Origin of the sequence: Acinetobacter sp. YH01024 (assembly GCF_013420195.1) — a bacterium.
Lineage (GTDB): Bacteria > Pseudomonadota > Gammaproteobacteria > Pseudomonadales > Moraxellaceae > Acinetobacter > Acinetobacter amyesii.
Genome location: NZ_VOYQ01000015.1, coordinates 1 through 22,899 on the forward strand (window position 1 = coordinate 1; position 22,899 = coordinate 22,899).

The following is a 22,899-nucleotide window of genomic DNA, read 5'->3' on the forward strand; positions in this document are numbered from 1 at the left end:
TTCGCAAGAGATGCGATGGATGTCTGATGATTTGTAGTCATAAATTTTAGTCCCCACTTGTTTCTAAGTGGGGACTAAATTAAGGCTTATAGGATGAATTCAGAAGGTGTGTTCAGCGGACGCTTACGATATTACCTAGATGGTTTATTTCCTTCTGTTCCAAATGTACAAAATATAAAAATGCCCACAACATGTTACATGTGTGGGCTGAGGTCTTTTACTGCGTCATATTAACTTTGACGTTTTAATAAAAACTGCGTGATCTTGTGTAATTCTGCCGCATCTTCTGCAAAATAATCCAAAGCTTGAAGCGCTTGTGCATGTAATTCTTCTGCATAAGCTTGGGCTTGATCAAGACCCATTAGCGCAGGATATGTCGATTTATCCACTTGTTGATCTTTACCCGCTGTTTTACCCAATGCTTCAGTGTCAGCAATAATATCTAAAATATCATCTTGTACCTGAAAGGCTAAACCAATCGCAAGACCAAATTCACGGAGTTTAGGAATGGCTTGATCTGTGCCATTAAATATTGTCACTGCCGCCATCATGATTGCGGCAGAAATTAAAGCGCCGGTTTTATTTCGATGAATATTTTCCAGTTCATCCTGACTGACATGCTTGCCTTCCGCTTGTAAGTCTAGAACTTGTCCATTGACCATTTTTGAAGTTGCAGTCGCTAAAATTTGCATTTGCTTCAAGATGATCGGCGCTTCAACGGCTGGGCCTTGATCAAAGAGACGGCTGCCTAAAACTTCAAAAGCCATCGATTGTAAAATATCGCCAGCAAGTAAAGCCGTATCTTCACCAAAAGCCACATGACAGGTTGGTTGACCACGACGGAGTAAATCGTTGTCCATACACGGCAAATCATCGTGTGCCAATGAATAGCAATGAATAAATTCAATCGCCACAGCAGCACGGCGTACGGCTGCAAAATTGGTATTGGGTTTTAACGCTGCTGTTGCATAACAAAGTGCCGGTCGAACGCGTTTTCCACCCAACATCACAGCATGATACACCGCCCCTTTTAAGGGTTCTGGAATTGAAAATGCATCAAGCGCTGTCAGTAAATCCTGCTGAATACGCTGCTGCGCTTCTGTCAGGGCATGTGTGGAAACGTCTGTTAAAGAAGACACATTCACCTCAAATACTTTAAATATTTAACTGCTTCGTTCATTAGCAAATCGACTGCTAATGTTTTCTGTCATTTTGACCTGTTGCATCATACTGCTTTCTCAGATCTTTCTCTATGTTACGGCCTAAATCTATGTGTTTTTCCCACAGTCTGATGGTTTTTTAAATGTCGTTTCCTCAAATAGCGCCACATTTTGTCCATCATTAAAACAGGTACAATTTTTCGAGCCTTTCTTGGCTTGATATAAAGCCTGATCGGCACGTGTCAATGTTTCAAAAAATGACTCTGTACCATCCCACAAGGCCACTCCGCATGAAATACTCAGTTGTAAAGCCTTATCTGCATAATTCATCGAAGAAGCATAGATTTGCTCACAACATTGTTGTGCAATCGAACATGCAGTCGATATAGCCGTGCGTGGCAAAATCATTGCAAACTCTTCCCCACCCATGCGATATATTTGTGCATCTGCGTGTTGACTAATTTGCATCCTTAAAAGCTGCGCACTTTTTCTTAAAACTTCATCGCCAAACGCATGACCGTAGATATCATTGATTTGCTTAAAATTATCTAAGTCGAGCATCATCAAACAAATTTCATCGGCTTGTTCAACCGCGAAGCTTTTTTGCCACTGAGAAAGGTCTAAATCAAAACCTCGTTGATTTTTTATCCCTGTCAGATAATCAAAATAAACTTGTTGTTCGAGTTGTTGGTTATGTTTCAACAGCGATAATTCGAATTGCTTTAAATTTGTAATGTCCGCACAGCACAACAACACATGTTCCAAATCGCCACTTTGTTGAAACTTTGGTTTGAGCGTGAACCAATAATGCCGTTCGTTTTCACTATACATAAAGGGTTCAATGCTATCGTTCTCAAAACAGCGTAAATCAAACTCAGAACTTGTGGCTTTGGTCTTTTGCTGCATCTCAGACACGTGATTTAATACGATCTCTTGTAAGTCTGACTGAAATCGATGTTTAAATATTTGATTGGCGCATATCAGCTCAGCTGTCGCAGAAAATAACGCAGCAGGCATTGGCAACGCTTCTAATACAGCCAATTGTTCAGTAGGTATTTCCGATTTTATTAAGTCTTTTTTAAGCATGGTTTCGCTACTTTTTTCAGGGCAAAGCTACGCAAAATGCTAACAAAATTAATCTGACATAAATCACAGAAACTTCCTAATATTAAATGCAGTTCATATTATATAAAAATATATACCAATTCATGATTTGCTTATTCATATAAAAGATAAAGGCAAAAAAAAGCCCCTGCAAAGCAGAGGCTGATTTCAAATTAGATGTTAAATACTTAATCTAAACTATCCGCAGGAATACGCACCCAACCTTCCATTAAGACACGCGCACTTCGGCTCATTACGGCTTTTTTAACGACCCACTGACCATTTTCATAAATTGCTTGCGCACCTACACGTAGCGTCCCAGATGGATGTCCAAAACGTACAGCTTCTCGCTCCCCACCACCCGCGGCTAAGTTCACAAGTGTCCCCGGTATCGCAGCTGCTGTACCAATGGCAACTGCCGCTGTGCCCATCATGGCATGATGCAGTTTCCCCATCGACAAGGCACGAACCAATAAGTCCGTATCGTGTTCTGAAATTTGTTTAGAACTCGAAGATGTATAAGCTTTCGGTTTTGAAACAAATGCAATCTTTGGTGTATGTTGACGTTGCTCTGCTTCAGCAATATCTGAAATCAAACCCATTTGCTGCGCACCATAAGCACGGATTTTTTCAAAACGGGCCAATGCCTTAGCATCACCGTTGATCGCATCTTGCAGTTCAGTGCCGACATAACCAATATCTTCTGCATTTAAGAAAATCGTTGGAATACCTGCATTAATGAATGTTGCAGGGAAACTGCCTTCATCGGGTACGGTTAAGGTATCGACCAAATTCCCTGTAGGGAACATAGCGCCGCCATCTTCACCATCATCTGCGGGGTCTAAAAATTCAATTTGAACTTCGGCTGCTGGGAAGGTCACACCATCTAGTTCAAAATCACCGGTTTCTTGTACTGCACCATCAGTAATAGGTACATGCGCAATAATGGTTTTTTGAATATTGGCTTGCCAAATGCGAACCGTACACAAACCATTTTCAGGAATACGTGATGCCTCAACCAAACCATTTGAAATGGCAAATGCACCAACCGCTGCAGTTAAATTTCCGCAGTTACCACTCCAGTCGACAAATGCTTTATCAATTGACACTTGTCCAAATAGATAGTCGACATCATGCTCAGGCTGTGAACTTTTTGCCAAAATCACGGTTTTACTGGTACTTGAAGTCGCTCCACCCATCCCATCAATTTGTTTGCCATAAGGATCTGGACTGCCAATCACACGTAATAAAAGTTGGTCGCGAACTTTTCCAGCTTGTTGTGCTGCAAGGGGCAAATCATCTAGCTTGAAAAATACACCTTTACTTGTACCACCACGCATATAAGTCGCTGCAATTTTAATTTGGGGAGCAAAACTCATTTTTATTGAATCCTTAATCTTTATCATTGTGTTTTGGCAGAGCGTTCTTTTCTGCGCTTTTGCATCATACAATGTTTAATTGAAGTTTTAACAATCACATGACTTAAGTATAAAAAAACAACATTCGATACCTTTTCCATATAAAGCCAAGCATCAGAATTTCAATTAAAATAAAATTAATCTATTGATTCATAAATTTTTAATTCAGCATTTAAAACGAAAAATAGGTTATTAAACCTATAAATATTTTTCATAAATTTTGAGCTACTAGGCTATTCATTCTCTATACATTACAATTACCAAAATTAAACCATTCTCGGGAAGAGTAACTTGACTACCAATTCCTCCGAACTCAAGCGTGGCTTAAAGAATCGTCATATTCAATTGATTGCCATGGGTGGTGCAATTGGTACAGGCTTATTCTTGGGCTCAGCGCATGTGATTCAATCTGCTGGACCATCCATTATTCTTGGCTACGCCATTGGCGGTTTGATCGCCTTTCTAATTATGCGTCAGTTGGGTGAAATGATCGTCCATGAACCTGTAGCGGGTTCATTTAGCCATTTTGCATATAAATATTGGGGGAAATTTCCAGGTTTCTTAACAGGTTGGAACTACTGGATTCTCTATATTTTAGTGGCAATGACAGAACTCACCGCTGTTGCGAAATACATCAATTACTGGTGGCCTCATATTCCAGCGTGGGCATCTGTACTGTTCTTCTTCGTGATCATTACTTTAGTAAACTTAGGTAATGTGAAGTTTTATGGTGAATCTGAGTTTTGGCTGTCGATTATTAAAGTCACTGCAGTTATTTCGATGATCGTATTTGGTTTGTATTTGCTACTTACAGCAGATGCCAACTCTACAGCATCATTTACCAACTTATGGAGTCAGGGCGGCTTCTTCCCAAATGGTTTTGAAGGCTTATTCTTCATGCTAGCTTTCTTGATGTTCGCCTTCGGTGGTATTGAACTGATTGGTATGGCGGCAGCGGAAGCTGAAAATCCAAAAGAAACTATTCCTAAAGCGATTAACCAAGTTGTTTTTCGTATTTTGATTTTCTACGTGGGTTCTTTGACTATTCTATTATCACTTGTGCCATGGAATCAGCTTGAACTAGGTGGTTTAGACAAAAGTCCATTTGTGATGATCTTTAGCCAACTGGGTATTGATTGGGCTGCACATTTACTGAACTTCATTATTTTAACTGCAGCACTGTCTGTTTATAACAGCGGTATGTATGCCAATAGCCGTATGCTTTACAGCTTGGCGAAGCAAGGTAATGCTCCAAAAGTTTTCGCTAAAACCAACAAAAGTGGCGTGCCAATTCCAGCGGTATTACTTTCTGCAGTCCTGATTTTCGGTTGCGTACTCTTAAACTACTTCGTACCTGAAGATGCGCTGGGTCACTTAATGTATGTGGTGGTTGGTGCGCTTGTTCTGAACTGGGCGATGATTACCATGACTCACTTACAGTTCCGTCGTGCAAAACGTATTTTGAATTTTACAACGTCTTATCCTGCACTTTGGGCACCAGTCAGCAACTACATCGTTCTGATCTTTATTGCTTTAGTTCTCTTTATTATGTGGACTCAGGGCTTTATGGAATCTGTTCTAATGATCCCTGTTTGGATTACAGTCATGTTATTAATGTTTAACTATCTTAATCCCAAAGATTTGAGCGACATTGACCCCAATGAAGTTCATAAAGACTAAGTAATTTAAAAAGTTATTGTTTCGGCAATAACTTTTTTTTTAGCTAAAATAGGAGTACATTAGCCTCCGTCTTGCGCTCTTAGCTTAACTGGATAGAGCAGTTGCCTCCTAAGCGACCGACGTGGGTTCGAGTCCCGCAGAGCGCACAATTTCTGAGATATCCCTCCTCCCTGTATTTGTAATCCCCCATATACCAATAAATATAAAGAAAGAACCTTTCACACTAAAAACCCATCAATTACAGTTTTTAACTTAGTTATTGTTTTTACAAAGATTACTGTTCAAAGACTATTTTTAAGAACAGTTAAATAGCGCTTTAAAATGTGCTAACCACCTACCTCTCAATGCAAAAACGACACATAGTATGGTCCATAAGGCCAAAAAATCAATTTATGACTGCTCATATCAAAATTTTTTCAATTTTTTTCTAGGTTTAGAAAATAATGCGCTAAATGAAAATATTAAATAATAATCAAAATGTTATATATACTAATTAGTACTTTTACTCTAAAAATAGCAACTTTTAGCCATATTTTTCAATCTAGAGCATTTACTCTTATTTTAATTGTGCTATTTTTGTCACATGGAGTAACAATTAAGCCTAAGAGTATTAAGAAGTTTTCCATAACGAATATATGCAGTAACCATAAAAATCAAATTCGTATCTCAAGGAATGACGAAGAATGAAATTAAAAACTTTAGCTACAGCCATGATTCTTGCTTCAGTTCCAATGACAGGTGCTTTTGCAGCAGCACTAGATCGTTCAGGACAATCTATTTCTGCATTTTTACAACCAGGGAACTATTTTGAAGCAGGTATTTCGGTTTTAGATCCGAATGTTTCAGGGAAGATGAACAGCACTGCACCTGCTAGCAACCCAACATTAGGAGCTCTTGCTAATACATCACTAGATGACATGGCGGGTGATTACTATTTTCCACACGCAGCATTAAAATTACAGCTAACTGATAATTTTTCTTTTGGTTTACTATATGATCAACCTTTTGGTGCAGAAGCTAAATATAGTGCAACAGATCAAACACTACCAGTTGCAGGTAACCCTGGCGCATTCCAATTAATGGGCGAAACAACGGAAGTCGAAGTTAACACTCAAAATATCTCGATGATATTAGGTTTTCAACCAATTGAAAATTTTAACATATACGGCGGTGGTGTTTATCAAACAGTAAAAGGTGATGTTCAACTACGCGGTATTGCATATGGAGCAAACCAAGCTCTCGGTTTATATAATGCAAATATGAAAGAAGATAGTGCCGTTGGTTGGTTAGCAGGAGTAGCGTACCAAATCCCAGAAATTGCTTTAAAAGCATCTATTACTTACCGTTCTGAGATTGATCACGAAGCTGCAACCACTGAAACTGGAAGCAGTGCTCTACTAGGCGGTGCTTTTTCAACGCGTGCTGACACTAAGATCACCACACCGCAGTCTGTTAACCTTGATTTTCAAACTGGTATCATGGCCGACACTGTCGCATTTGCAAATGTACGTTGGGTAGATTGGTCAAATTTTGCAATTCGCCCAACCGCTTTTGGTAAAGCATCTGAAACATTAGGTGCCCTTGGTCGTGGTCCTGTTGGTGGATTTGACCTTGTTGCTTATTCTGACGATCAAATCAATGCTACAGTTGGTATAGGTCGTAAATTGAGTGAACAATGGGCTGGTAACGTTTCTGTAGGTTGGGATTCTGGTGCAGGCAACCCTGTATCAACACTTGGTCCTACTGAAGGCTACTGGAACGTTGGCTTAGGTTTACAATTCAGCCCAGCGCCTAACTACTTTATCGCAGGTGGTGTTAAATACTTCATGTTAGGTGATGCTGAAGCACAACCTGCATCAATGTTTGGTACAAATGAATCAGTAGCATCATTTGAAGATAACGATGCTTGGGCATACGGTTTAAAAATCGGTTACCGCTTCTAATTTAAATATGATTCGGGCCATAGTTCGCTATGGCCCTAACTTTTTATTCTTTCCCTATCTTGTTTGATCAAACAATAAACATTTAAATTTACTAAAACATTTATCAAAAACTAAGCTTTTTACTCTAATTTTTCATTTAAAAATCATAAAGATAATTATCAATCACTAGAATAAATACTCTAGTCATGCTCATTTTTTAACTTCCCTAGTTCAATTTTAGAGTAGCAACTCTTATTTACTGTTTTTCTATTTATGTTACTTTCCACACATTGAAATAACATCAAAAGTTACAAACAGGGAAAAGTATGCGCTTAAATCACCTTAGCTACGCAATTTTACTTACCGCTTTACCAACAGCATCATTATTTGCAGCGGGTCTAGATCGTTCAGGTCAGTCTATTTCAGCATTCTTACAACCTGGTAACTATGCAGAAGCAGGTATCACTGTTCTAGATGCAGAAGTAAAGTCAAATGAACTTAATGTCGATGACATGGCGAAGTCATATTACTTCCCTTCCGCTGCTGTCAAAGTACAAGCGACTGACAAAATTTCACTAGGTTTAATTTACGACCAACCATACGGTGCAGAAGCTGAATATGATGCTGCATCGCAAGTATTTGGTAATGGTGCTCAAGGTACATCTGTAGATGTTAAAACTGAAAGCTTAACTGCCCTAATTGGTTACCAACCAAACGAAAATTGGAACTTTTATGCAGGTCCAGTTTGGCAAACTGTAGAAGCCAATATCAAACTACGTGGTGCTGCTTATGGTGGTAATGCCAAACTTGGTACTTATAACATCGAAATGGAACGTGAAGAAGCTTATGGCTGGTTAGCAGGTGTTGCTTATTCGATTCCTGAAATTGCATTAAAAGCGGCTATTACCTACCGCTCTGAAATTGAACATAATACAAAATCCAATGAAACTACGCTTCTACCGTATCCATCTTTAAGTGCGCTGACATCATCTGTTGATGCAACAACACCTCAATCAGTTAACTTAGATTTCCAAACAGGTATTGCTAAAGATACGCTAGCATTTGCCAATGTTCGTTGGGTACATTGGAGCCAGTTTGCGGTTAAACCAACTTTACTTGGTAACGTAAGTTCAATTCCAGCACCTCATGTCCGTCAAAATCTTATTGATTACTCAGACGACCAATGGTCAGCTAATGTTGGTGTAGGCCATAAATTTAACAGCAAATGGTCTGGTTCTGCATCTGTAGGTTACGATTCGGGTGCTGGCAACCCTATTACGACTTTAGGCCCTGTTGAAGGGAATTGGAATGTTGGTCTAGGTGGTCAATATAGTCCTGCTGAAAACTATTTCATCCAAGCAGGTGTTAAATACTTCTGGTTAGGTGATGCTACTGCTCAAACTGGTGGTAATCCAGTAGGTGAATTTGAAGATAACCATGCGCTTGGCTATGGTTTGAAAATAGGCTATCGCTTCTAAGTTGTTAGAACAGCTTTGCATTAAACAAGAAAGGGCGCATAAGCGCCCTTTTCTATAACCAGCTATACAGAATTAAGCTGGAATATCACGAACTGAAGCATTACGAATCGCTTCTTTTAATGCAGCATAGCCATGAATTGGTGGGAATTGTGGAAATTCTGCAATCACATTGTCAGGCGCATCAAATAAGAAACCCGCATCTGCTTCACCAAGCATCGTCGTATCGTTATAAGAATCACCTGCTGCAATCACCCGGAAGTTTAACCCATGCAATGCTTGAACGGCTTTACGCTTTTGATCAGGTTGACGAAGCTTATAAGCTGAGATCATACCATTTTCATCAGTTTCTAATTTGTGGCAGAAAATCGTTGGCCAACCAAGTTGCTGCATTAATGGATGTGCAAACTCATAGAAAGTATCTGAAAGAATAATCAATTGAAAATGAGTACGCACCCACTCTACAAACTCTTTTGCACCTTCAAATGGCCCCATATCTGCGATTACGTCTTGAATATCGTTTAAACCCAAACCGTGTTGTTTTAGGATATTTAAACGCTGAGTCATCAACACATCGTAATCTGGAATGTCACGAGTCGTTGCTTCAAGTTCTTTAATGCCTGTTTTTTTCGCAAAATTAATCCAAATTTCAGGTACTAAAACCCCTTCTAGATCTAAACAAACGACTTCCATGCACTCTACCCTCTGTTATGTGAAAAAAATTTTTCATTATCATAGCGGAAGAATAAAAAAATGCATTGTTCTTTTTTAAATCTATTTTTTTCATAAGTATCTATTTTTTAGTGATAAGTGTGTTTTAGCATTTCCATTAAAATAGTTCTGAAATAAATTAATATAGGTTTTAACGTTCCAAGCCTATAGCCAGGACATTCATGATTACCATCCCTACTATTGACCTTGTCGATGCACTTGCATCTGAATATGCAGATAAATCACCTTCTGAGATTATGAAACTTGCGCTTAGCCAGCAAGGTGAAGTTGCGATTTCCTTTTCTGGTGCAGAAGATGTTGTACTGATTGATCTTGCATCGAACTTAGGGATTCCATTTCGTGTATTTAGTTTAGATACCGGTCGCTTACACCCTGAAACTTACCAATTTTTAGATACTGTCCGTAAACATTATAAAATTGATATTGAAATCTGTTTCCCAGAAAGTGATGCCGTACAAAAACTGGTAACAGAAAAGGGCTTTTTTAGCTTCTATCAAGATGAACATAAAGAATGCTGTGGTATCCGTAAAGTACAACCTTTGCGTAAAAAACTAGCCACTTTAGATGGCTGGATCACAGGTCAACGTAAGGACCAAAGCCCTGGCACACGTAATGAAATTCCTGTGGTACAAGCAGACCCCGGTTTTTCAGGTCCGGGCAAGCAATTGATTAAGTATAATCCTTTGGCAAACTGGTCTAGCGCTGATGTATGGAACTATATCCGTCTAATGGAAATTCCATATAATCCACTACACGAACGAGGCTTTATCTCGATTGGCTGTGAGCCATGCACTCGTCCTGTTTTACCGAATCAACACGAACGTGAAGGTCGCTGGTGGTGGGAAGATGCAACCCATAAAGAATGCGGCTTACACGCAGGCAACATGAAAAAATAAAGATCACAAAACCACTGTATAGCAGTGGTTTTTTTCAACGCATCGATACACATAATTCCGTATCATTTCAACGTAAAAACGCTATACTGCAAACGACAATTTAATAATTCTAACAATGCTACTCATACATGAGCAGCTGTAGAAATTGCAGTGAGGCAATCAACGCTATGCGTCCATTACATCCTATTGATTTCATATTCTTAAATTTAGAGAAACGGCAACAACCAATGCATGTAGGTGGTCTATTTTTATTTCAGATCCCTGACAATGCACCAGATACTTTTATTCAAGATTTAGTCGCAGATATTCGTAATTCAGAATCCATTCCTATTCCTCCTTTTAACAATAAACTTAACGGCTTCTTTTGGGATGAAGACGAAGAGTTTGATTTAGATCATCACTTCCGCCATATCGCACTGCCGCATCCTGGTCGTATCCGTGAACTTTTGACTTATATTTCACAGGAACACAGTGCGCTGATTGACCGTGCAAAACCGCTTTGGACCTGCCACATTATTGAAGGCATTGAAGGCAATCGTTTTGCTATGTACTTCAAAATCCACCACGCGATGGTCGATGGCATTGCAGGTATGCGTTTAGTTGAAAAATCGCTTTCGCATGACCCAGATGCTAAAAGAATTGTGCCACCATGGTGTGTAGAAGGCCCTCGTGCAAAACGTCTGAAGCAGCCTAAAGCCAGTCGTATGAAAGGTCTGTTATCGACCATTAAGGGACAACTTGACTCAACTCCACGAGTTTTGTACGAACTGTCACAAACAGTAATGAAAGATATGGGGCGTAACCCAGATTATGTATCTAGCTTCCAAGCGCCGAGTTCAATATTAAACCAACGGGTTAGTTCTTCACGTCGTTTCGCTGCTCAGTCTTTTGAGTTTTCACGTTTGTCACATATTGCCAAGTCACTCGGCGTAACAATTAACGATATTGTGCTCGCAATTTGTTCAGGCGCATTACGTGAGTATTTAATTACACAAAATGCTTTACCTAAAAAGCCATTGATTGCCATGGTGCCTGCATCAGTTCGTACCGATGATTCAGATATGTCTAACCGTATTACCATGATTTTGGCGAACCTTGGAACCCATAAAGAGGATCCGCTAGAGCGCTTAAAAATTGTGCGTCGTAGTGTGCTCAATGCCAAAGAGCGCTTTAAACGAATGAACTCGAATCAAATCTTAAACTACAGTGCTTTTGTCTACAGTGCAGCAGGTTTAAATATTGCATCAGGCTTCATGCCAAAACGTCAGGCCTTTAACTTGGTCATTTCGAATGTTCCCGGCCCACAAGAGCCGTTATATTGGAATGGTGCACGTTTAGAAGCACTCTACCCAGCATCCATTGTTTTGGATGGTCAAGCGCTTAATATCACCATGACCAGCTATTTAGATAAGCTTGAAGTGGGTTTAACGGCATGTCGTAATGCGCTGCCAAAAATGCAAAATTTACTGACGCATTTGGAAGAAGAAATCCAACGATTTGAAACTATTGTGAACCAAGATTCCCCCAAAGTTACAGGCGGTTAGCTAACCGCCTGCTTCAAGATTTGGTATCAGTTCTGCATCAGATTGAACCATTCAAAAAGATAAAAACCCGTCTACATTGCAAAATCTAGACGGGTTTTTAGTATTTGAACTTTGATTGATTTTTTGGAGCAATTTATGTGTATAAGCTAAAATTTAGGTGAACAAATCCGTTGTTATTGTTTAATTATGACTTGTAGATACGAACTGATAATTAAGTTTATTTTCCATTATTTATAAAATTTTAGCGCATTAAAAAATTTTAGAATCGCGCGTTAGTGCTTTAACCCTCTAGATTACATTATTTATATTTCAATATTTAAGCTTTGATAGCTCGGCACTGTTTAAGTAACTGATGACAAGCAGAACGAATCATAGACGCTGTAATTTGAACTTCATTACCACGCTCATCCACGATATAACCTGAATGGATCGCTTTTGCTTCAACAACAGTTTTAAGACCACTTTTCATTACTGTTTTACTAACACCCATAGTACACCTCTTTTTGCTAAGCCATTTTCAAGTCCAATGCAGGAAAATGGCTTTGGCTATTTGATGTGTCTAGTATTCAAAATAACAGTTCAAAAGTAAAATCTCAGTTGTAACAAGTGTTTAACGATATTCTGTTACAATTTCAGCTCAGAATGATATCGTATTGCTCTTGCGTATATAAATTTTCCACTTGGAACTTGATCACACGGCTAATAAAGTGCTCTAAATCAGCTACCGCAGGTGCTTCAGCAGTTAACAATCGGTCAATCACCGACGGATGTGCCACCACGGTAAAACCACTTTGTGACTCATAAGCACGTGCATATCTCAAGATTTCACGGAAAATTTCATAGCAAACTGTTTCAGCCGTTTTCACATAACCACGCCCCTGACAGGTCGGGCAAGAATCACAAAGTAGATGCTCTAAAGATTCACGGGTGCGTTTCCGAGTCATTTCCACCAAACCCAGCTCAGAAACTTGAGTGATCTTGGTTTTTGCATGATCGCGCTCGAGCATTTTCTCAAACTGGCTCATCACTTCTTCTCGATGATGTGCTTCTTGCATATCAATGAAGTCAATAATGATAATCCCGCCCAAGTTACGTAGTCGAAGCTGACGTGCAATGACCTGTGTGGCTTCCATATTGGTTTTAAACACAGTGTCTTCAAGCGAACGACCACCTACGTAGGAGCCAGTATTGACATCAATCGTGGTCATGGCTTCAGTTTGATCGATCATCAGATAGCCGCCAGACTTAAGTGCTACACGTGTCTGTAAGGCTTTCTGAATATCTTCTTCGACATTGTACAAGTCAAAAATTGGACGCTCACCTGGATAATGCAGTAAGCGATTTTGCATACTCGGTACAAATTCTTGGACAAACTCTTGCAATTTGCCATGTACTTCGCGTGAGTCGACCTGAATTTTAGACGTTTCTTCGTTGGCTAAATCACGGATGACGCGTTGCGGTAAAGGTAGCTCTTCAAAAATCAAAGATGGTACGACAATACTGCGTTGTTTACGTTGTATGTATTCCCACAGTTTTGCTAAATAGGCCATGTCCTGCGCAATTTCACATTCAGGAATACCTTCGGCAGCAGTACGAACGATGACTGAACCCGGTAAGTTGTGTTCCTTTTGAATGCGTTCAATCATGCTACGCAAGCGATCTCGTTCTTCTTCAGACTCAATGCGCTGAGAAACACCGGTATGACTGCCATATGGCATTAAAACAAGGTAACGAGAAGGAATAGAAAGATCAGTTGATAGTCGTGCACCTTTGGTACCCAACATATCTTTCATGACTTGTACGGTGAGTACTTGCCCTGGTTGTAACAGCTCAAAAACATTCGGGGTTGGTTGATTGCGCTGCCAGACCATATCATTGATATGTAAAAAAGCCGTTCTCGACAATCCAATATCAATAAAAGCAGCCTGCATACCCGGAAGCACGCGAACAACTTTCCCTTTATAAATATTGCCCACTAACCCACGCTTCACGGTGCGCTCAACAAATAATTCATTGACCGTACCGTTTTGAATCAACGCCACCCGACATTCCATCGGTGTGACGTTAATCAACAACTCGTCAGACATATCAAAACTCAAAACATTATAAAAATTCTTGTGTTGCAGCAGTTAATTTAATGCCTTAACTGTCTGTAATAACTGTACGGTTTCATGCAAAGGCAGCCCAACAACATTGCTGTAGCTCCCTTCAATACAAGGAATATAGCGCGCAGCAATTCCTTGAATAGCATAGGCTCCCGCCTTGCCGATTGGTTCACCTGTTGCCCAATAGCTTTCCATGTCAGCTAGACTCAGCGTTTGAAATTCAACCTGTGTACGCACTACTATACTGTATATTTGATCTTTTGTACTGACACAAACACCTGAAAACACATCATGTTTTCTTCCAGAGATCATTTCCCACATAGAAAAAGCATGTGCTTTCGACGCTGGTTTTCCTAAAATGTGCTCATCTACGCCTAAACTAGTATCCGCGGCAATAACGATAGCATCAGGGAATTGTTGTTGTACTGCGCAAGCTTTGGCACGTGCTAAACGCTCTACATAATCCGCTATAGGTTCTCCTTCCAACACGGACTCATCAATATCTGGACTGAAAATTTCAAATTCCAGACCTAATTGTTGCATTAGTTCGCGTCGTCGAGGAGAACTCGAAGCTAAAATTATATGCGCCATTTTCTCAGGAAGTAATACATGATTGGCCAAATGATTAAGCTAGTAACAATTGGCTGCCAATGGCGAGCAAATGAAAACTGTGCCCCACCCATCACTTGAACAATCCACACAAACAGTAAATGCGCGAAAATTGCCATTGCAGCAATAATCCATAAATTACCAAATGTGAGGATACGACGTTCACGGGTCAAAAAGCGTGTCACAAATGCAATGACCACAAAACTCAGTGCGTTCATGCCAAATGGCGCATCAGTCAATAAGTCCGTAAAGAGACCTGTGGCAAATGCAAACCAAACACCGCACCATGTCGGCTGACAGAGGACCCAAAATAGCATGATCATCATCATGAATAATGGGCGCCAACCCGATAGGTCATAAGAAAGCGGATACACCATCAGCACGGATGCCAAAATGATGGAAAAGATAATTGGAAATAATGGGTCGCGCTCTGTATGACGACTAAGCTTAGCGAGTGACATGCGGTTGCTCCATCGCTAAAGAATCGGAAAATAGCACAACCACATGATGACCACCTGCCAATTGGGCAGCAGGATTGATATCAATTTGGGCAAATTCACCACTATTGTGACGACTGACTTTCGAGACTGTACCCACCAAATATCCTGCTGGGAAATGTGCCCCTAGCCCTGAGCTATAGACTTTTTCACCGACTTTGATATTGGCACTGGTTGGTACGTATTCCATTTTAAGTCGACCTAAGTCACCTGTACCCGTAACGATTGCGCGCATACCGGTATGCTCCATCCGCACGGATAAAGAGTGCTCTTTGTCTGAGAGCAACATGACACGACTACTATGCGGGTAAACATTGATAATTTGCCCCATAATACCCTTGTCATCGAGTACAGTTTGTCCCACTTTAAGCTGACTGCTGGCTCCACGATTAATCACAATAATATGACGTAAGGGATCAGCATCGGTACCAATGACTTCGGCAATCTCCATACGACCATCAATAATGAGTGGTGTATCGAGCAGGCCACGCAGTCGAGTATTTTCAGCAGAAAGTTCAGATAGTTTCTGTAAACGGACTTGAGCCTGAATTAACTCTGCTTGCATCGCGGTATTTTCACGACGTAATTGAGCTTCAGACTTGGTTTGTTGATTCAGCCATTCTCGCGATAACACTGGATAGCTTGCAAGGGCATAAATTGGATTATATGCCGCATACAAGACGTCTCTGGCCGGTTGGATTACATGTGGCATGCGCCAATCAAAGAAAAGCACCACCAAGCATGTAATCACCGCAATGATAAATGAGCGAAAAGATGGCGGTTGTCTTGAAAACAGTTGCGTTTGCACCCGCCGAGTCCTTTTCTTAGCCTACAAATAACATGTCATGATTAGGGTTATCGAAGAATTCGAGAACCTTACCGCCACCACGTGTAACACATGATAGTGGATCTTCTGCAACCACCACAGGAAGACCTGTCTCTTTTGCAAGAAGCTTATCAAGATTGCGAAGTAATGCACCACCACCAGTCAACACAATACCGCGTTCTGCGATGTCTGAAGACAACTCAGGTGGCGTTTGCTCTAGTGCAGATTTAACCGCAGCCACGATGTTTTGCAGTGGATCAGAAATCGCTTGAGTCACTTCATCAGAAGTGACAGTAATCGCACGAGGTACACCTTCAGCCAAGTTCCGACCACGGACTTCGATTTCCAAAGGTTTTGCACCTTCTTCTGGAAGCGCCATACCAACTTCTTTTTTGATGTTTTCTGCAGTGGTTTCACCAATCACACAACCATGTGCTTTACGCACGTAGTTTATGATTTGCTCATCAAATACATCACCACCGATACGTAGTGAGTCTGCATAGACACAACCTTGAAGTGAAATGATCGCGATTTCAGTTGTACCACCACCAACATCGACAACCATCGAACCACAAGCTTGCTCAACAGGCATACCTGCACCAATTGCAGCAGCCATTGGCTCTTCAATTAAGCGAACTTCACGTGCACCTGCATTGTATACAGCTTCACGGATTGCACGGCGTTCCACCAACGTCGATTTACATGGCACACACACCACGACACGTGGTGCAGGTTGGAATAAACGCTTTTCATACCCTTTGGTAATAAAACGATTCAACATGGTTTCAGTGACTTCAAAGTCTGCAATCACCCCATCTTTCATCGGACGGATGGCAGAAATATTGGCTGGTGTACGACCTAGCATTTGCTTCGCGTCAAGACCGACCGCAGCAACGATTTTTTCTGAGCCACTATGACGGATCGCCACAACCGTCGGCTCATTTAAAATGATGCCTCGTCCTGGCGCATAAATAAGTGTATTTGCAGTGCCTAAATCAATGGCAAGATCCGGCGAAAACAAGCCAATTAGTCGTTTTAGAATCACGGGGACGTTCTCAGTTAAACTTTTATATGGACGCAAGGTGGCAACTTTAACTAAATGTGATGATTTGAACAAGTCAATCGCTTATTATAAGCCACGATATTTTGAATTTTTTTAATACTGATTAGGTAATGTTATGTCTACATCGGATGCACAGCATTCTGCAGATCTAAATGCACAAACAGTTTCAGCGATTGCCCATCTGGCTCGATTGTCGCTAGATGAAGCGCAATCTGCTGACTATGCTCAAAGTTTAAATAAAATTTTAGGCATGATGGAAACCCTGAAAGGCATCGATACTGACGGTGTTGAACCACTAAAAAGTCCATTCGACAATCCACAGCCCTTACGTGAAGACGTGGTATCTGAGACCAATCATCGCGAAGCATATCAAGCAGTTGCTCCTGCAGTACAGGATGGCTTGTACCTTGTTCCGCGTGTGATTGAATAATTTTTATTCAGATCAACATTTTTTCAAATTAAACGTAAAGAAATATTTCTCATGACAGATTTACATCGCTTATCAATTCGTGAATTGTCTGAAGGTTTGGCTGGCGCTAAATTTTCTTCACGCGAATTGACTGAACACTATTTAAAACGCATTGAAAAAATCGATGCTCAAGTCAAGTCATACGTGACCGTGACAGCTGAACAAGCACTTGCGCAAGCAGATGCGGCTGATGCTGCAATTAAAGCAGGCAATGCAACTGCGTTGACCGGTGTACCAATTGCACATAAAGATATTTTCTGTACCCAAGGCATTAAAACCACGGCTGGTTCTAAAATGCTGGACAATTTTATCTCTCCTTACGACGCAACCGTTGTAGCGAAAGGTAAAGCTGCGGGCCTCGTGACACTTGGTAAAGTGAACATGGACGAATTCGCCATGGGTTCGACCTCTGAAAACTCTTACTACGGCGCAACTGCAAACCCTTGGAATTTATCGCACGTTCCGGGCGGTTCTTCAGGCGGTTCTGCGGCAGCAGTAGCAGCTGACCTTGCTCCATTTGCAACAGGTACAGATACAGGCGGTTCAATCCGTCAGCCTGCATCTTTCTGTGGTTTGACAGGTCTTAAACCAACGTATGGTCGTGTTTCTCGTTTCGGTATGATTGCGTATGCATCTTCTTTAGACCAAGGCGGCCCGATGGCACGTTCGGCTGAAGACTGTGCTTACCTCATGAACGTGATGGCAGGTCATGATGCGAAAGATTCAACTTCGGTTGAAAAAGACGTCGATAACTATGTAGCGAACCTCAACAACACTTCAGTAAAAGGCTTACGCATTGGTATTCCTAAACAGTACTTTAACGTTGCTGGTTTAGATGCAGACGTAAAAGCACGCGTTGAAGAGTCACTGAAAAAGTTAGAAGAAATGGGCGCAATCTTGGTTGAGATTGATTTGACCATGACTGATGCCTATGTTCCAACGTATTACCTGATTGCTCCTGCTGAAGCATCTTCAAACTTACAGCGTTTTGATGGTGTACGTTATGGTTACCGCTGTGAAAATCCTGTGGACTTAATGGACTTGTATAAACGTTCACGTTCAGAAGGTTTTGGTAAAGAAGTGCAGCAACGTATCTTGATTGGTACTTACGCGCTGTCTGCGGGTTACTACGATGCTTATTATGTGAAAGCACAAAAAGTACGTCGTTTAATTCAACAAGATTTCTTAAAAGCATTTGAGTCTGTAGACGTGATTGCTGCCCCTGCTGCACCTACAACGGCGTATAAGATTGGTGCAAACCTGTCTCCAGTTGAAATGTACTTGGGTGACATCTACACCATCGCGGTAAACCTTGCAGGCTTGCCTGCGATTAACGCGCCTGTTGGTTTTGACAAAGACAACTTACCTGTTGGCTTACAGTTGATTGGTAACTACTGGTCAGAATCTCAATTGTTGTCTGTGGTGCATCAGTACCAACAAGCAACCGATTGGCATACACAACGCGCTGCAATTGCTGAGGAGAATGCATAATGGCTAAGAACGCTGCGAAACCAAAATCTAACCTGATTGATGGTTGGGAAGTCGTTATTGGTATCGAGATTCACACTCAGCTTGCGACCAATACCAAAATTTTCTCAGGTTCATCTACCACATTTGGTCAAGACCCAAATACACAAGCTAGCCTTGTAGATTTGGCAATGCCGGGCGTATTGCCAGTATTGAACAAAGAAGTAGTTGATCTTGCGATTCGCTTTGGTTTGGGTATCGATGCTTACATCGACCAAGCTTCTGTATTTGCACGTAAAAACTATTTCTACCCTGACTCTCCAAAAGGCTACCAAATCAGCCAAATGGACAACCCGATTGTGGGCTTGGGTCATATCGACATCCAACTTGAAGATGGTACGGCTAAGCGCATTGGCGTAACCCGTGCTCACCTTGAGGAAGATGCAGGTAAATCGATCCATGACCAATTTGAAGGTCAATCTGGTATCGATTTAAACCGTGCAGGCACACCTTTACTTGAGATTGTCTCTGAACCTGATATGCGTTCGGTTGAAGAAGCAGTTGCCTACATTAAAGCGATTCACACTTTAGTGCGTTGGTTAGGCATTTCTGACGGTAACATGGCAGAAGGTTCGTTCCGTGCGGACTGTAACGTGTCACTACGTCGTCCGGGTCAACCATTTGGTACACGTTGTGAGCTTAAAAACCTCAACTCATTCCGTTTCATTGAACAAGCGATTAACGTTGAAATTGAACGTCAAATGGAAATCTTGGAATGGGATGGCACCATCGACCAAGAAACACGTTTGTTCGACCCTGTGAAGATGGAAACGCGTTCTATGCGTTCTAAAGAAGAAGCGAACGATTACCGCTACTTCCCAGACCCTGACTTGTTGCCTGTTGTGATTGCAGATGCGCAAATTGAAGCGGCACGTGCTGCCCTTCCTGAGCTTCCTGCTGCACGCCGTGCGCGCTTTGTGGCTGACTTTGGTGTAACTGAGTACGATGCTCACGTGCTTACGCTTACTCGTGAAATGTCAGAGTTTTATGAAGACGTGGTAAAAGCTGCGGGCGGTGCTGCACAAGGCAAAGTGGCTGCTAACTGGGTCATGGGCGAATTCTCAGGCGCTTTAAACAAAGCGGGCTTCGAGCTTCATGACTCTCCTGTATCTGCTGAAAAACTTGGCGGTATGATCGCGCGTATTGTGGACAACACCATTAACGGTAAGATTGCAAAGCAAGTGTTCGGCTTTATGTGGGAAGAAGGCAAAACTGCGGACGAGATTATTGCTGAAAAAGGCTTGAAACAGGAAACTGATACAGGCGCGATTGAAGCGATTATTAAAGACGTACTTGCTGCTAACGAGAAGATGGTTGAAGAGTATAAATCTGGTAAAGAGAAAGCCTTTAACGGTCTTGTTGGTCAAGTGATGAAAGCAGCAAAAGGTAAAGCAAACCCTGCGCAAGTAAATGAATTAATGAAGAAGTTGATTGGTTGATTTATTCGCTAATTAATTGATTTCATGTTATAAAAACCTCACTTAATGTGGGGTTTTTCATTTAGAGAATATAATGGCTGTAAAAACAATTTTTAATATTTCAGAAGAAAAAACAACAAAATTAGCAGTTTTAATTGATGCCGATAATGCTTCGGCAAAAGATATTGAAAATATTTTGAATGAACTGACAAAATACGGAGAAGCTACAGTTAAAAGAATTTATGGTAACTTCGTTAATCAAAATGGAAACTGGAAACAGGCCATTAATAGTCTAGCGATTAAACCCATGCAGCAATTTGCTTATACCACAGGTAAAAATGCGACCGATGGTTTTATGATTATTGACGCAATGGATTTACTATACACAGGAAGATTTGATGGGTTTTGTTTAGTATCAAGTGATAGTGATTTCACAGCTTTAGCTATTCGTATTAAAGAACAAGGAGCAACTGTTTACGGTTTTGGCAAGAAACAAACACCCGAAGCCTTTAGAAATGCTTGTTCACATTTCACCTATGTTGAAAACTTAAGTAATTACGAAGAACCACCTGTCAAAGAAACTCCAACCCAAGAAGTTAAAAAAGAAAATATCGCTAAAGAAGTACCAAAACAGCAGCTTAAAACAGAATCACAAACTCCCCTGCCTTTAAATATTATTAAGCAAGTTTTTGATAACCATGATACTGAATGGATTCCTGCATCTTCATTTACATCACAATGGAAATTACTACAAAATGATTTTGACCCAAGAAATTATGGATTTAAAAAAGTTGTAGACTTAATAAAAGATCATTCTGATATTTTTGAATATGAAGAACGAATTTTGGAAAATGGCCACAAGCAAATATATATTAAACTTAAATGAAAAAAGTATCCTCCATCGCAAAACTCGAAGACTTAGGACGCATTCAACTTTCCAAGTCCTTCTTTATGCGCGACTTTCTCTATAGTGAAATCGCCAATTGGTACGGTGTACCCAACGTCCCTGACCATCCTGATATTGCCATTCGTACGGGCTCGAAACTCTGCGAAGAACTACTTGAACCACTGCAAGAAAAGTTTGGACGTATTGCCACTCGTTCAGCTTACCGTTCACCAAGCGTGAACCAACTCGGCAATGAAAAAGGACATAATTGCGCAAGTAATGAGAAAAACTTTGCCAGTCATATTTGGGACTATCCCGATGCTAAAGGCTACGGTGCAACGGCATGTATCGTCATTCCATCATTTTTAAAACTTTATGAAAAAGACCAAAGCAATTGGCAACAACTCGCCTATTGGATTCATAACCATCTGAACTATAGCCATTTGCAATTTTTCCCAAAACTCTGTGCTTTTAACATTGGCTGGCATGAACAACCCGCACGGGAAATTTATAGTTATATCCAACCGAAAGGCTATTTGCTGCGAGGTGAAGCGGTGAATGAGGGATTTGAGAAATTTTATCCTGATCTGATTTAATTTTTTAAGTTTCCCTCTACCCCCGCCTTCTCCCAGTGGGAGAAGGTGCTTCCATTGCTAATTTAATACCGTTATGGATTGTTACTTACCTCTCCATTTAGTAGATGAACAGCACTGCTGCACAAGGGAGAGGTAAATATTTAACTTTTTAAAGCTATGTGAAAAACACCAAAGTCATTAATAATTGATAGCATCTAGCCTACTAAACTCATCATAATTTGAACTATAACCATCTATAACTTTTATAAATCCAGATAAAAATATACAACTAAAGAATTTACAGCCTGCTTAAAACTGTCATTTCAATATGCTAAGGTAAATGAAAAATTGATATAAATCATATTTCAACAGAGGGTTACATCATGTCAAAACAAATTCTTATGCTCGTGGGCGACTATGCTGAAGACTACGAAACAATGGTACCTTTTCAATTTTTAGTTGGTCTTGGTTATACCGTTCATGCCGTTTGCCCTGACAAAAAAGCCGGTGACAACATTGCCACAGCGATTCATGATTTTGAAGGTGAACAAACCTATAGCGAAAAACGCGGTCATAACTTTGCCATTAACTATGACTTTGATGCAGTTAACTCAGATAACTATGTCGGCTTAGTGATTCCGGGTGGTCGTGCACCTGAATATTTACGTATGAATACACGTGTGATTGAAATCGTACGCGAATTTGACGCAGCGAAAAAACCGATTGCAGCGGTTTGTCATGGTGCGCAAATTTTGGCAGCAGCCGATGTACTGAAAGGCCGTACATGTTCCGCTTATCCTGCATGTGCCGCCGAAGTTAAACTGGCTGGTGGTCAATATGCAGATATTGCAGTCACGGATGCAGTGACCGATGGTCATTTAGTTACTGCACCTGCATGGCCTGCTCATCCTGCATGGATGGCCCAGTTTGTTAAAGCATTAGGCGCAACGATTACCATTTAATGCTCTAGCCACCAAACTAAAGCAAATTGGA

The 22,899-nt window shown here is 40.8% G+C and carries 21 protein-coding genes and 1 tRNA gene; 12 read left to right on the top strand and 10 right to left on the bottom strand.

All coding sequences use genetic code 11. The annotated features are described in order from the left end of the window. Positions 1-230: 230 nt before the first annotated feature. The 3 genes from FTT88_RS08365 to prpF all read right to left on the bottom strand — a co-directional run bounded on the left by FTT88_RS08365 (position 231) and on the right by prpF (position 3,643). Positions 231-1,139 carry a polyprenyl synthetase family protein gene (locus FTT88_RS08365; protein ID WP_180004317.1) on the bottom strand — a complete coding sequence of 303 codons (909 nt, stop codon included), beginning with the start codon at positions 1,137-1,139 and terminating at the stop codon, positions 231-233. Between the two features lie 129 nt (positions 1,140-1,268). Next, positions 1,269-2,246 (bottom strand): GGDEF domain-containing protein, encoded by a 978-nt coding sequence (locus tag FTT88_RS08370; protein WP_180173866.1) that lies wholly within the window; start codon positions 2,244-2,246, stop codon positions 1,269-1,271. Positions 2,247-2,452: 206 nt separating this feature from the next. Then, on the bottom strand, positions 2,453-3,643 hold the full coding sequence (gene prpF / locus FTT88_RS08375) for a 2-methylaconitate cis-trans isomerase PrpF (RefSeq protein WP_180004315.1): 1,191 nt from the start codon (positions 3,641-3,643) through the stop codon (positions 2,453-2,455). 330 nt (positions 3,644-3,973) lie between these two features. On the opposite strand from prpF, the gene FTT88_RS08380 reads away from it, so the two are divergent. From FTT88_RS08380 to FTT88_RS08395, 4 genes are all read left to right on the top strand, one after another. Then, a complete protein-coding gene (locus FTT88_RS08380) occupies positions 3,974-5,362 on the top strand; it encodes an amino acid permease (protein ID WP_078189974.1) in 1,389 nt (462 codons plus the stop codon). A 73-nt stretch (positions 5,363-5,435) separates the two neighbouring features. Next, a tRNA-Arg gene (locus FTT88_RS08385) sits at positions 5,436-5,508 on the top strand. 537 nt (positions 5,509-6,045) lie between these two features. Then, positions 6,046-7,305 (top strand): OmpP1/FadL family transporter, encoded by a 1,260-nt coding sequence (locus FTT88_RS08390; RefSeq protein WP_180004314.1) that lies wholly within the window; start codon positions 6,046-6,048, stop codon positions 7,303-7,305. Positions 7,306-7,610: 305 nt separating this feature from the next. Continuing rightward, positions 7,611-8,762: an OmpP1/FadL family transporter gene (locus FTT88_RS08395; protein ID WP_180004312.1), complete on the top strand. Its 1,152-nt coding sequence runs from the start codon at positions 7,611-7,613 to the stop codon at positions 8,760-8,762. A 72-nt stretch (positions 8,763-8,834) separates the two neighbouring features. Here the strand turns inward: FTT88_RS08395 and thrH are convergent, their stop codons facing one another. Beyond that, complete coding sequence (thrH, locus tag FTT88_RS08400; RefSeq protein ID WP_078189978.1) at positions 8,835-9,452, bottom strand: bifunctional phosphoserine phosphatase/homoserine phosphotransferase ThrH; 618 nt, start codon at positions 9,450-9,452, stop codon at positions 8,835-8,837. Positions 9,453-9,652: 200 nt separating this feature from the next. Between thrH and FTT88_RS08405 the strand changes: the two genes are divergently transcribed. Continuing rightward, on the top strand, positions 9,653-10,387 hold the full coding sequence (locus FTT88_RS08405) for a phosphoadenylyl-sulfate reductase (RefSeq protein WP_180004309.1): 735 nt from the start codon (positions 9,653-9,655) through the stop codon (positions 10,385-10,387). 167 nt (positions 10,388-10,554) lie between these two features. Next, positions 10,555-11,931, top strand: a complete 1,377-nt coding sequence (locus FTT88_RS08410) for a wax ester/triacylglycerol synthase family O-acyltransferase (protein ID WP_180004307.1) — start codon at positions 10,555-10,557, stop codon at positions 11,929-11,931. 316 nt (positions 11,932-12,247) lie between these two features. Here FTT88_RS08410 and FTT88_RS08415 read toward each other — a convergent pair whose 3' ends face one another. The 6 genes from FTT88_RS08415 to FTT88_RS08440 form a co-directional block, all read right to left on the bottom strand. Then, on the bottom strand, positions 12,248-12,421 hold the full coding sequence (locus tag FTT88_RS08415; protein WP_168379036.1) for a PA1571 family protein: 174 nt from the start codon (positions 12,419-12,421) through the stop codon (positions 12,248-12,250). A 142-nt stretch (positions 12,422-12,563) separates the two neighbouring features. Beyond that, complete coding sequence (gene rng, locus FTT88_RS08420) at positions 12,564-14,018, bottom strand: ribonuclease G (RefSeq protein WP_111885603.1); 1,455 nt, start codon at positions 14,016-14,018, stop codon at positions 12,564-12,566. 42 nt (positions 14,019-14,060) lie between these two features. Beyond that, positions 14,061-14,627, bottom strand: coding sequence for a Maf-like protein (locus FTT88_RS08425; RefSeq protein WP_180004322.1), 567 nt, complete (start codon positions 14,625-14,627; stop codon positions 14,061-14,063). Then, entirely contained in the window at positions 14,615-15,106 is a 492-nt protein-coding gene (gene mreD, locus FTT88_RS08430) for a rod shape-determining protein MreD (RefSeq protein WP_180004304.1), read from the bottom strand. Before mreD ends, FTT88_RS08425 begins: the two co-directional genes overlap by 13 nt. Then, positions 15,093-15,950, bottom strand: a complete 858-nt coding sequence (gene mreC, locus FTT88_RS08435; protein ID WP_078189984.1) for a rod shape-determining protein MreC — start codon at positions 15,948-15,950, stop codon at positions 15,093-15,095. The genes mreD and mreC overlap by 14 nt, the downstream gene beginning before the upstream one ends. Positions 15,951-15,966: 16 nt before the next feature. Further along, complete coding sequence (locus FTT88_RS08440; RefSeq protein WP_180004320.1) at positions 15,967-17,013, bottom strand: rod shape-determining protein; 1,047 nt, start codon at positions 17,011-17,013, stop codon at positions 15,967-15,969. 133 nt (positions 17,014-17,146) lie between these two features. Here FTT88_RS08440 and gatC point away from each other — a divergent pair, with 133 nt between their 5' ends. The 6 genes from gatC to FTT88_RS08470 all read left to right on the top strand — a co-directional run bounded on the left by gatC (position 17,147) and on the right by FTT88_RS08470 (position 22,868). Further along, a complete protein-coding gene (gatC, locus tag FTT88_RS08445) occupies positions 17,147-17,461 on the top strand; it encodes an Asp-tRNA(Asn)/Glu-tRNA(Gln) amidotransferase subunit GatC (RefSeq protein ID WP_078189985.1) in 315 nt (104 codons plus the stop codon). A 51-nt stretch (positions 17,462-17,512) separates the two neighbouring features. After that, positions 17,513-18,991, top strand: coding sequence for an Asp-tRNA(Asn)/Glu-tRNA(Gln) amidotransferase subunit GatA (gatA, locus tag FTT88_RS08450; RefSeq protein ID WP_180004302.1), 1,479 nt, complete (start codon positions 17,513-17,515; stop codon positions 18,989-18,991). After that, on the top strand, positions 18,991-20,466 hold the full coding sequence (gene gatB / locus FTT88_RS08455) for an Asp-tRNA(Asn)/Glu-tRNA(Gln) amidotransferase subunit GatB (RefSeq protein WP_180004300.1): 1,476 nt from the start codon (positions 18,991-18,993) through the stop codon (positions 20,464-20,466). The genes gatA and gatB overlap by 1 nt, the downstream gene beginning before the upstream one ends. 73 nt (positions 20,467-20,539) lie before the next feature. Continuing rightward, entirely contained in the window at positions 20,540-21,331 is a 792-nt protein-coding gene (locus FTT88_RS08460) for an NYN domain-containing protein (RefSeq protein WP_180004297.1), read from the top strand. Then, complete coding sequence (locus FTT88_RS08465; RefSeq protein ID WP_180004295.1) at positions 21,328-21,927, top strand: hypothetical protein; 600 nt, start codon at positions 21,328-21,330, stop codon at positions 21,925-21,927. The genes FTT88_RS08460 and FTT88_RS08465 overlap by 4 nt, the downstream gene beginning before the upstream one ends. Positions 21,928-22,289: 362 nt before the next feature. Further along, entirely contained in the window at positions 22,290-22,868 is a 579-nt protein-coding gene (locus FTT88_RS08470; RefSeq protein ID WP_180004293.1) for a DJ-1/PfpI family protein, read from the top strand. Positions 22,869-22,899 lie beyond the last annotated feature (31 nt).

Excerpts from the sequence above, each read along its gene's own strand:
- FTT88_RS08370 (WP_180173866.1), bottom strand. The coding sequence starts at position 2,246 with ATGCTTAAAAAAGACTTAATAAAATCGGAAATACCTACTGAACAATTG.
- prpF (WP_180004315.1), bottom strand. The coding sequence starts at position 3,643 with ATGAGTTTTGCTCCCCAAATTAAAATTGCAGCGACTTATATGCGTGGT.
- FTT88_RS08390 (WP_180004314.1), top strand. The coding sequence starts at position 6,046 with ATGAAATTAAAAACTTTAGCTACAGCCATGATTCTTGCTTCAGTTCCA.
- FTT88_RS08395 (WP_180004312.1), top strand. The coding sequence starts at position 7,611 with ATGCGCTTAAATCACCTTAGCTACGCAATTTTACTTACCGCTTTACCA.
- thrH (WP_078189978.1), bottom strand. The coding sequence starts at position 9,452 with ATGGAAGTCGTTTGTTTAGATCTAGAAGGGGTTTTAGTACCTGAAATT.
- FTT88_RS08405 (WP_180004309.1), top strand. The coding sequence starts at position 9,653 with ATGATTACCATCCCTACTATTGACCTTGTCGATGCACTTGCATCTGAA.
- FTT88_RS08410 (WP_180004307.1), top strand. The coding sequence starts at position 10,555 with ATGCGTCCATTACATCCTATTGATTTCATATTCTTAAATTTAGAGAAA.
- FTT88_RS08415 (WP_168379036.1), bottom strand. The coding sequence starts at position 12,421 with ATGGGTGTTAGTAAAACAGTAATGAAAAGTGGTCTTAAAACTGTTGTT.
- rng (WP_111885603.1), bottom strand. The coding sequence starts at position 14,018 with ATGTCTGACGAGTTGTTGATTAACGTCACACCGATGGAATGTCGGGTG.
- FTT88_RS08425 (WP_180004322.1), bottom strand. The coding sequence starts at position 14,627 with ATGGCGCATATAATTTTAGCTTCGAGTTCTCCTCGACGACGCGAACTA.
- mreD (WP_180004304.1), bottom strand. The coding sequence starts at position 15,106 with ATGTCACTCGCTAAGCTTAGTCGTCATACAGAGCGCGACCCATTATTT.
- gatC (WP_078189985.1), top strand. The coding sequence starts at position 17,147 with ATGTCTACATCGGATGCACAGCATTCTGCAGATCTAAATGCACAAACA.
- gatA (WP_180004302.1), top strand. The coding sequence starts at position 17,513 with ATGACAGATTTACATCGCTTATCAATTCGTGAATTGTCTGAAGGTTTG.
- gatB (WP_180004300.1), top strand. The coding sequence starts at position 18,991 with ATGGCTAAGAACGCTGCGAAACCAAAATCTAACCTGATTGATGGTTGG.
- FTT88_RS08460 (WP_180004297.1), top strand. The coding sequence starts at position 20,540 with ATGGCTGTAAAAACAATTTTTAATATTTCAGAAGAAAAAACAACAAAA.
- FTT88_RS08465 (WP_180004295.1), top strand. The coding sequence starts at position 21,328 with ATGAAAAAAGTATCCTCCATCGCAAAACTCGAAGACTTAGGACGCATT.
- FTT88_RS08470 (WP_180004293.1), top strand. The coding sequence starts at position 22,290 with ATGTCAAAACAAATTCTTATGCTCGTGGGCGACTATGCTGAAGACTAC.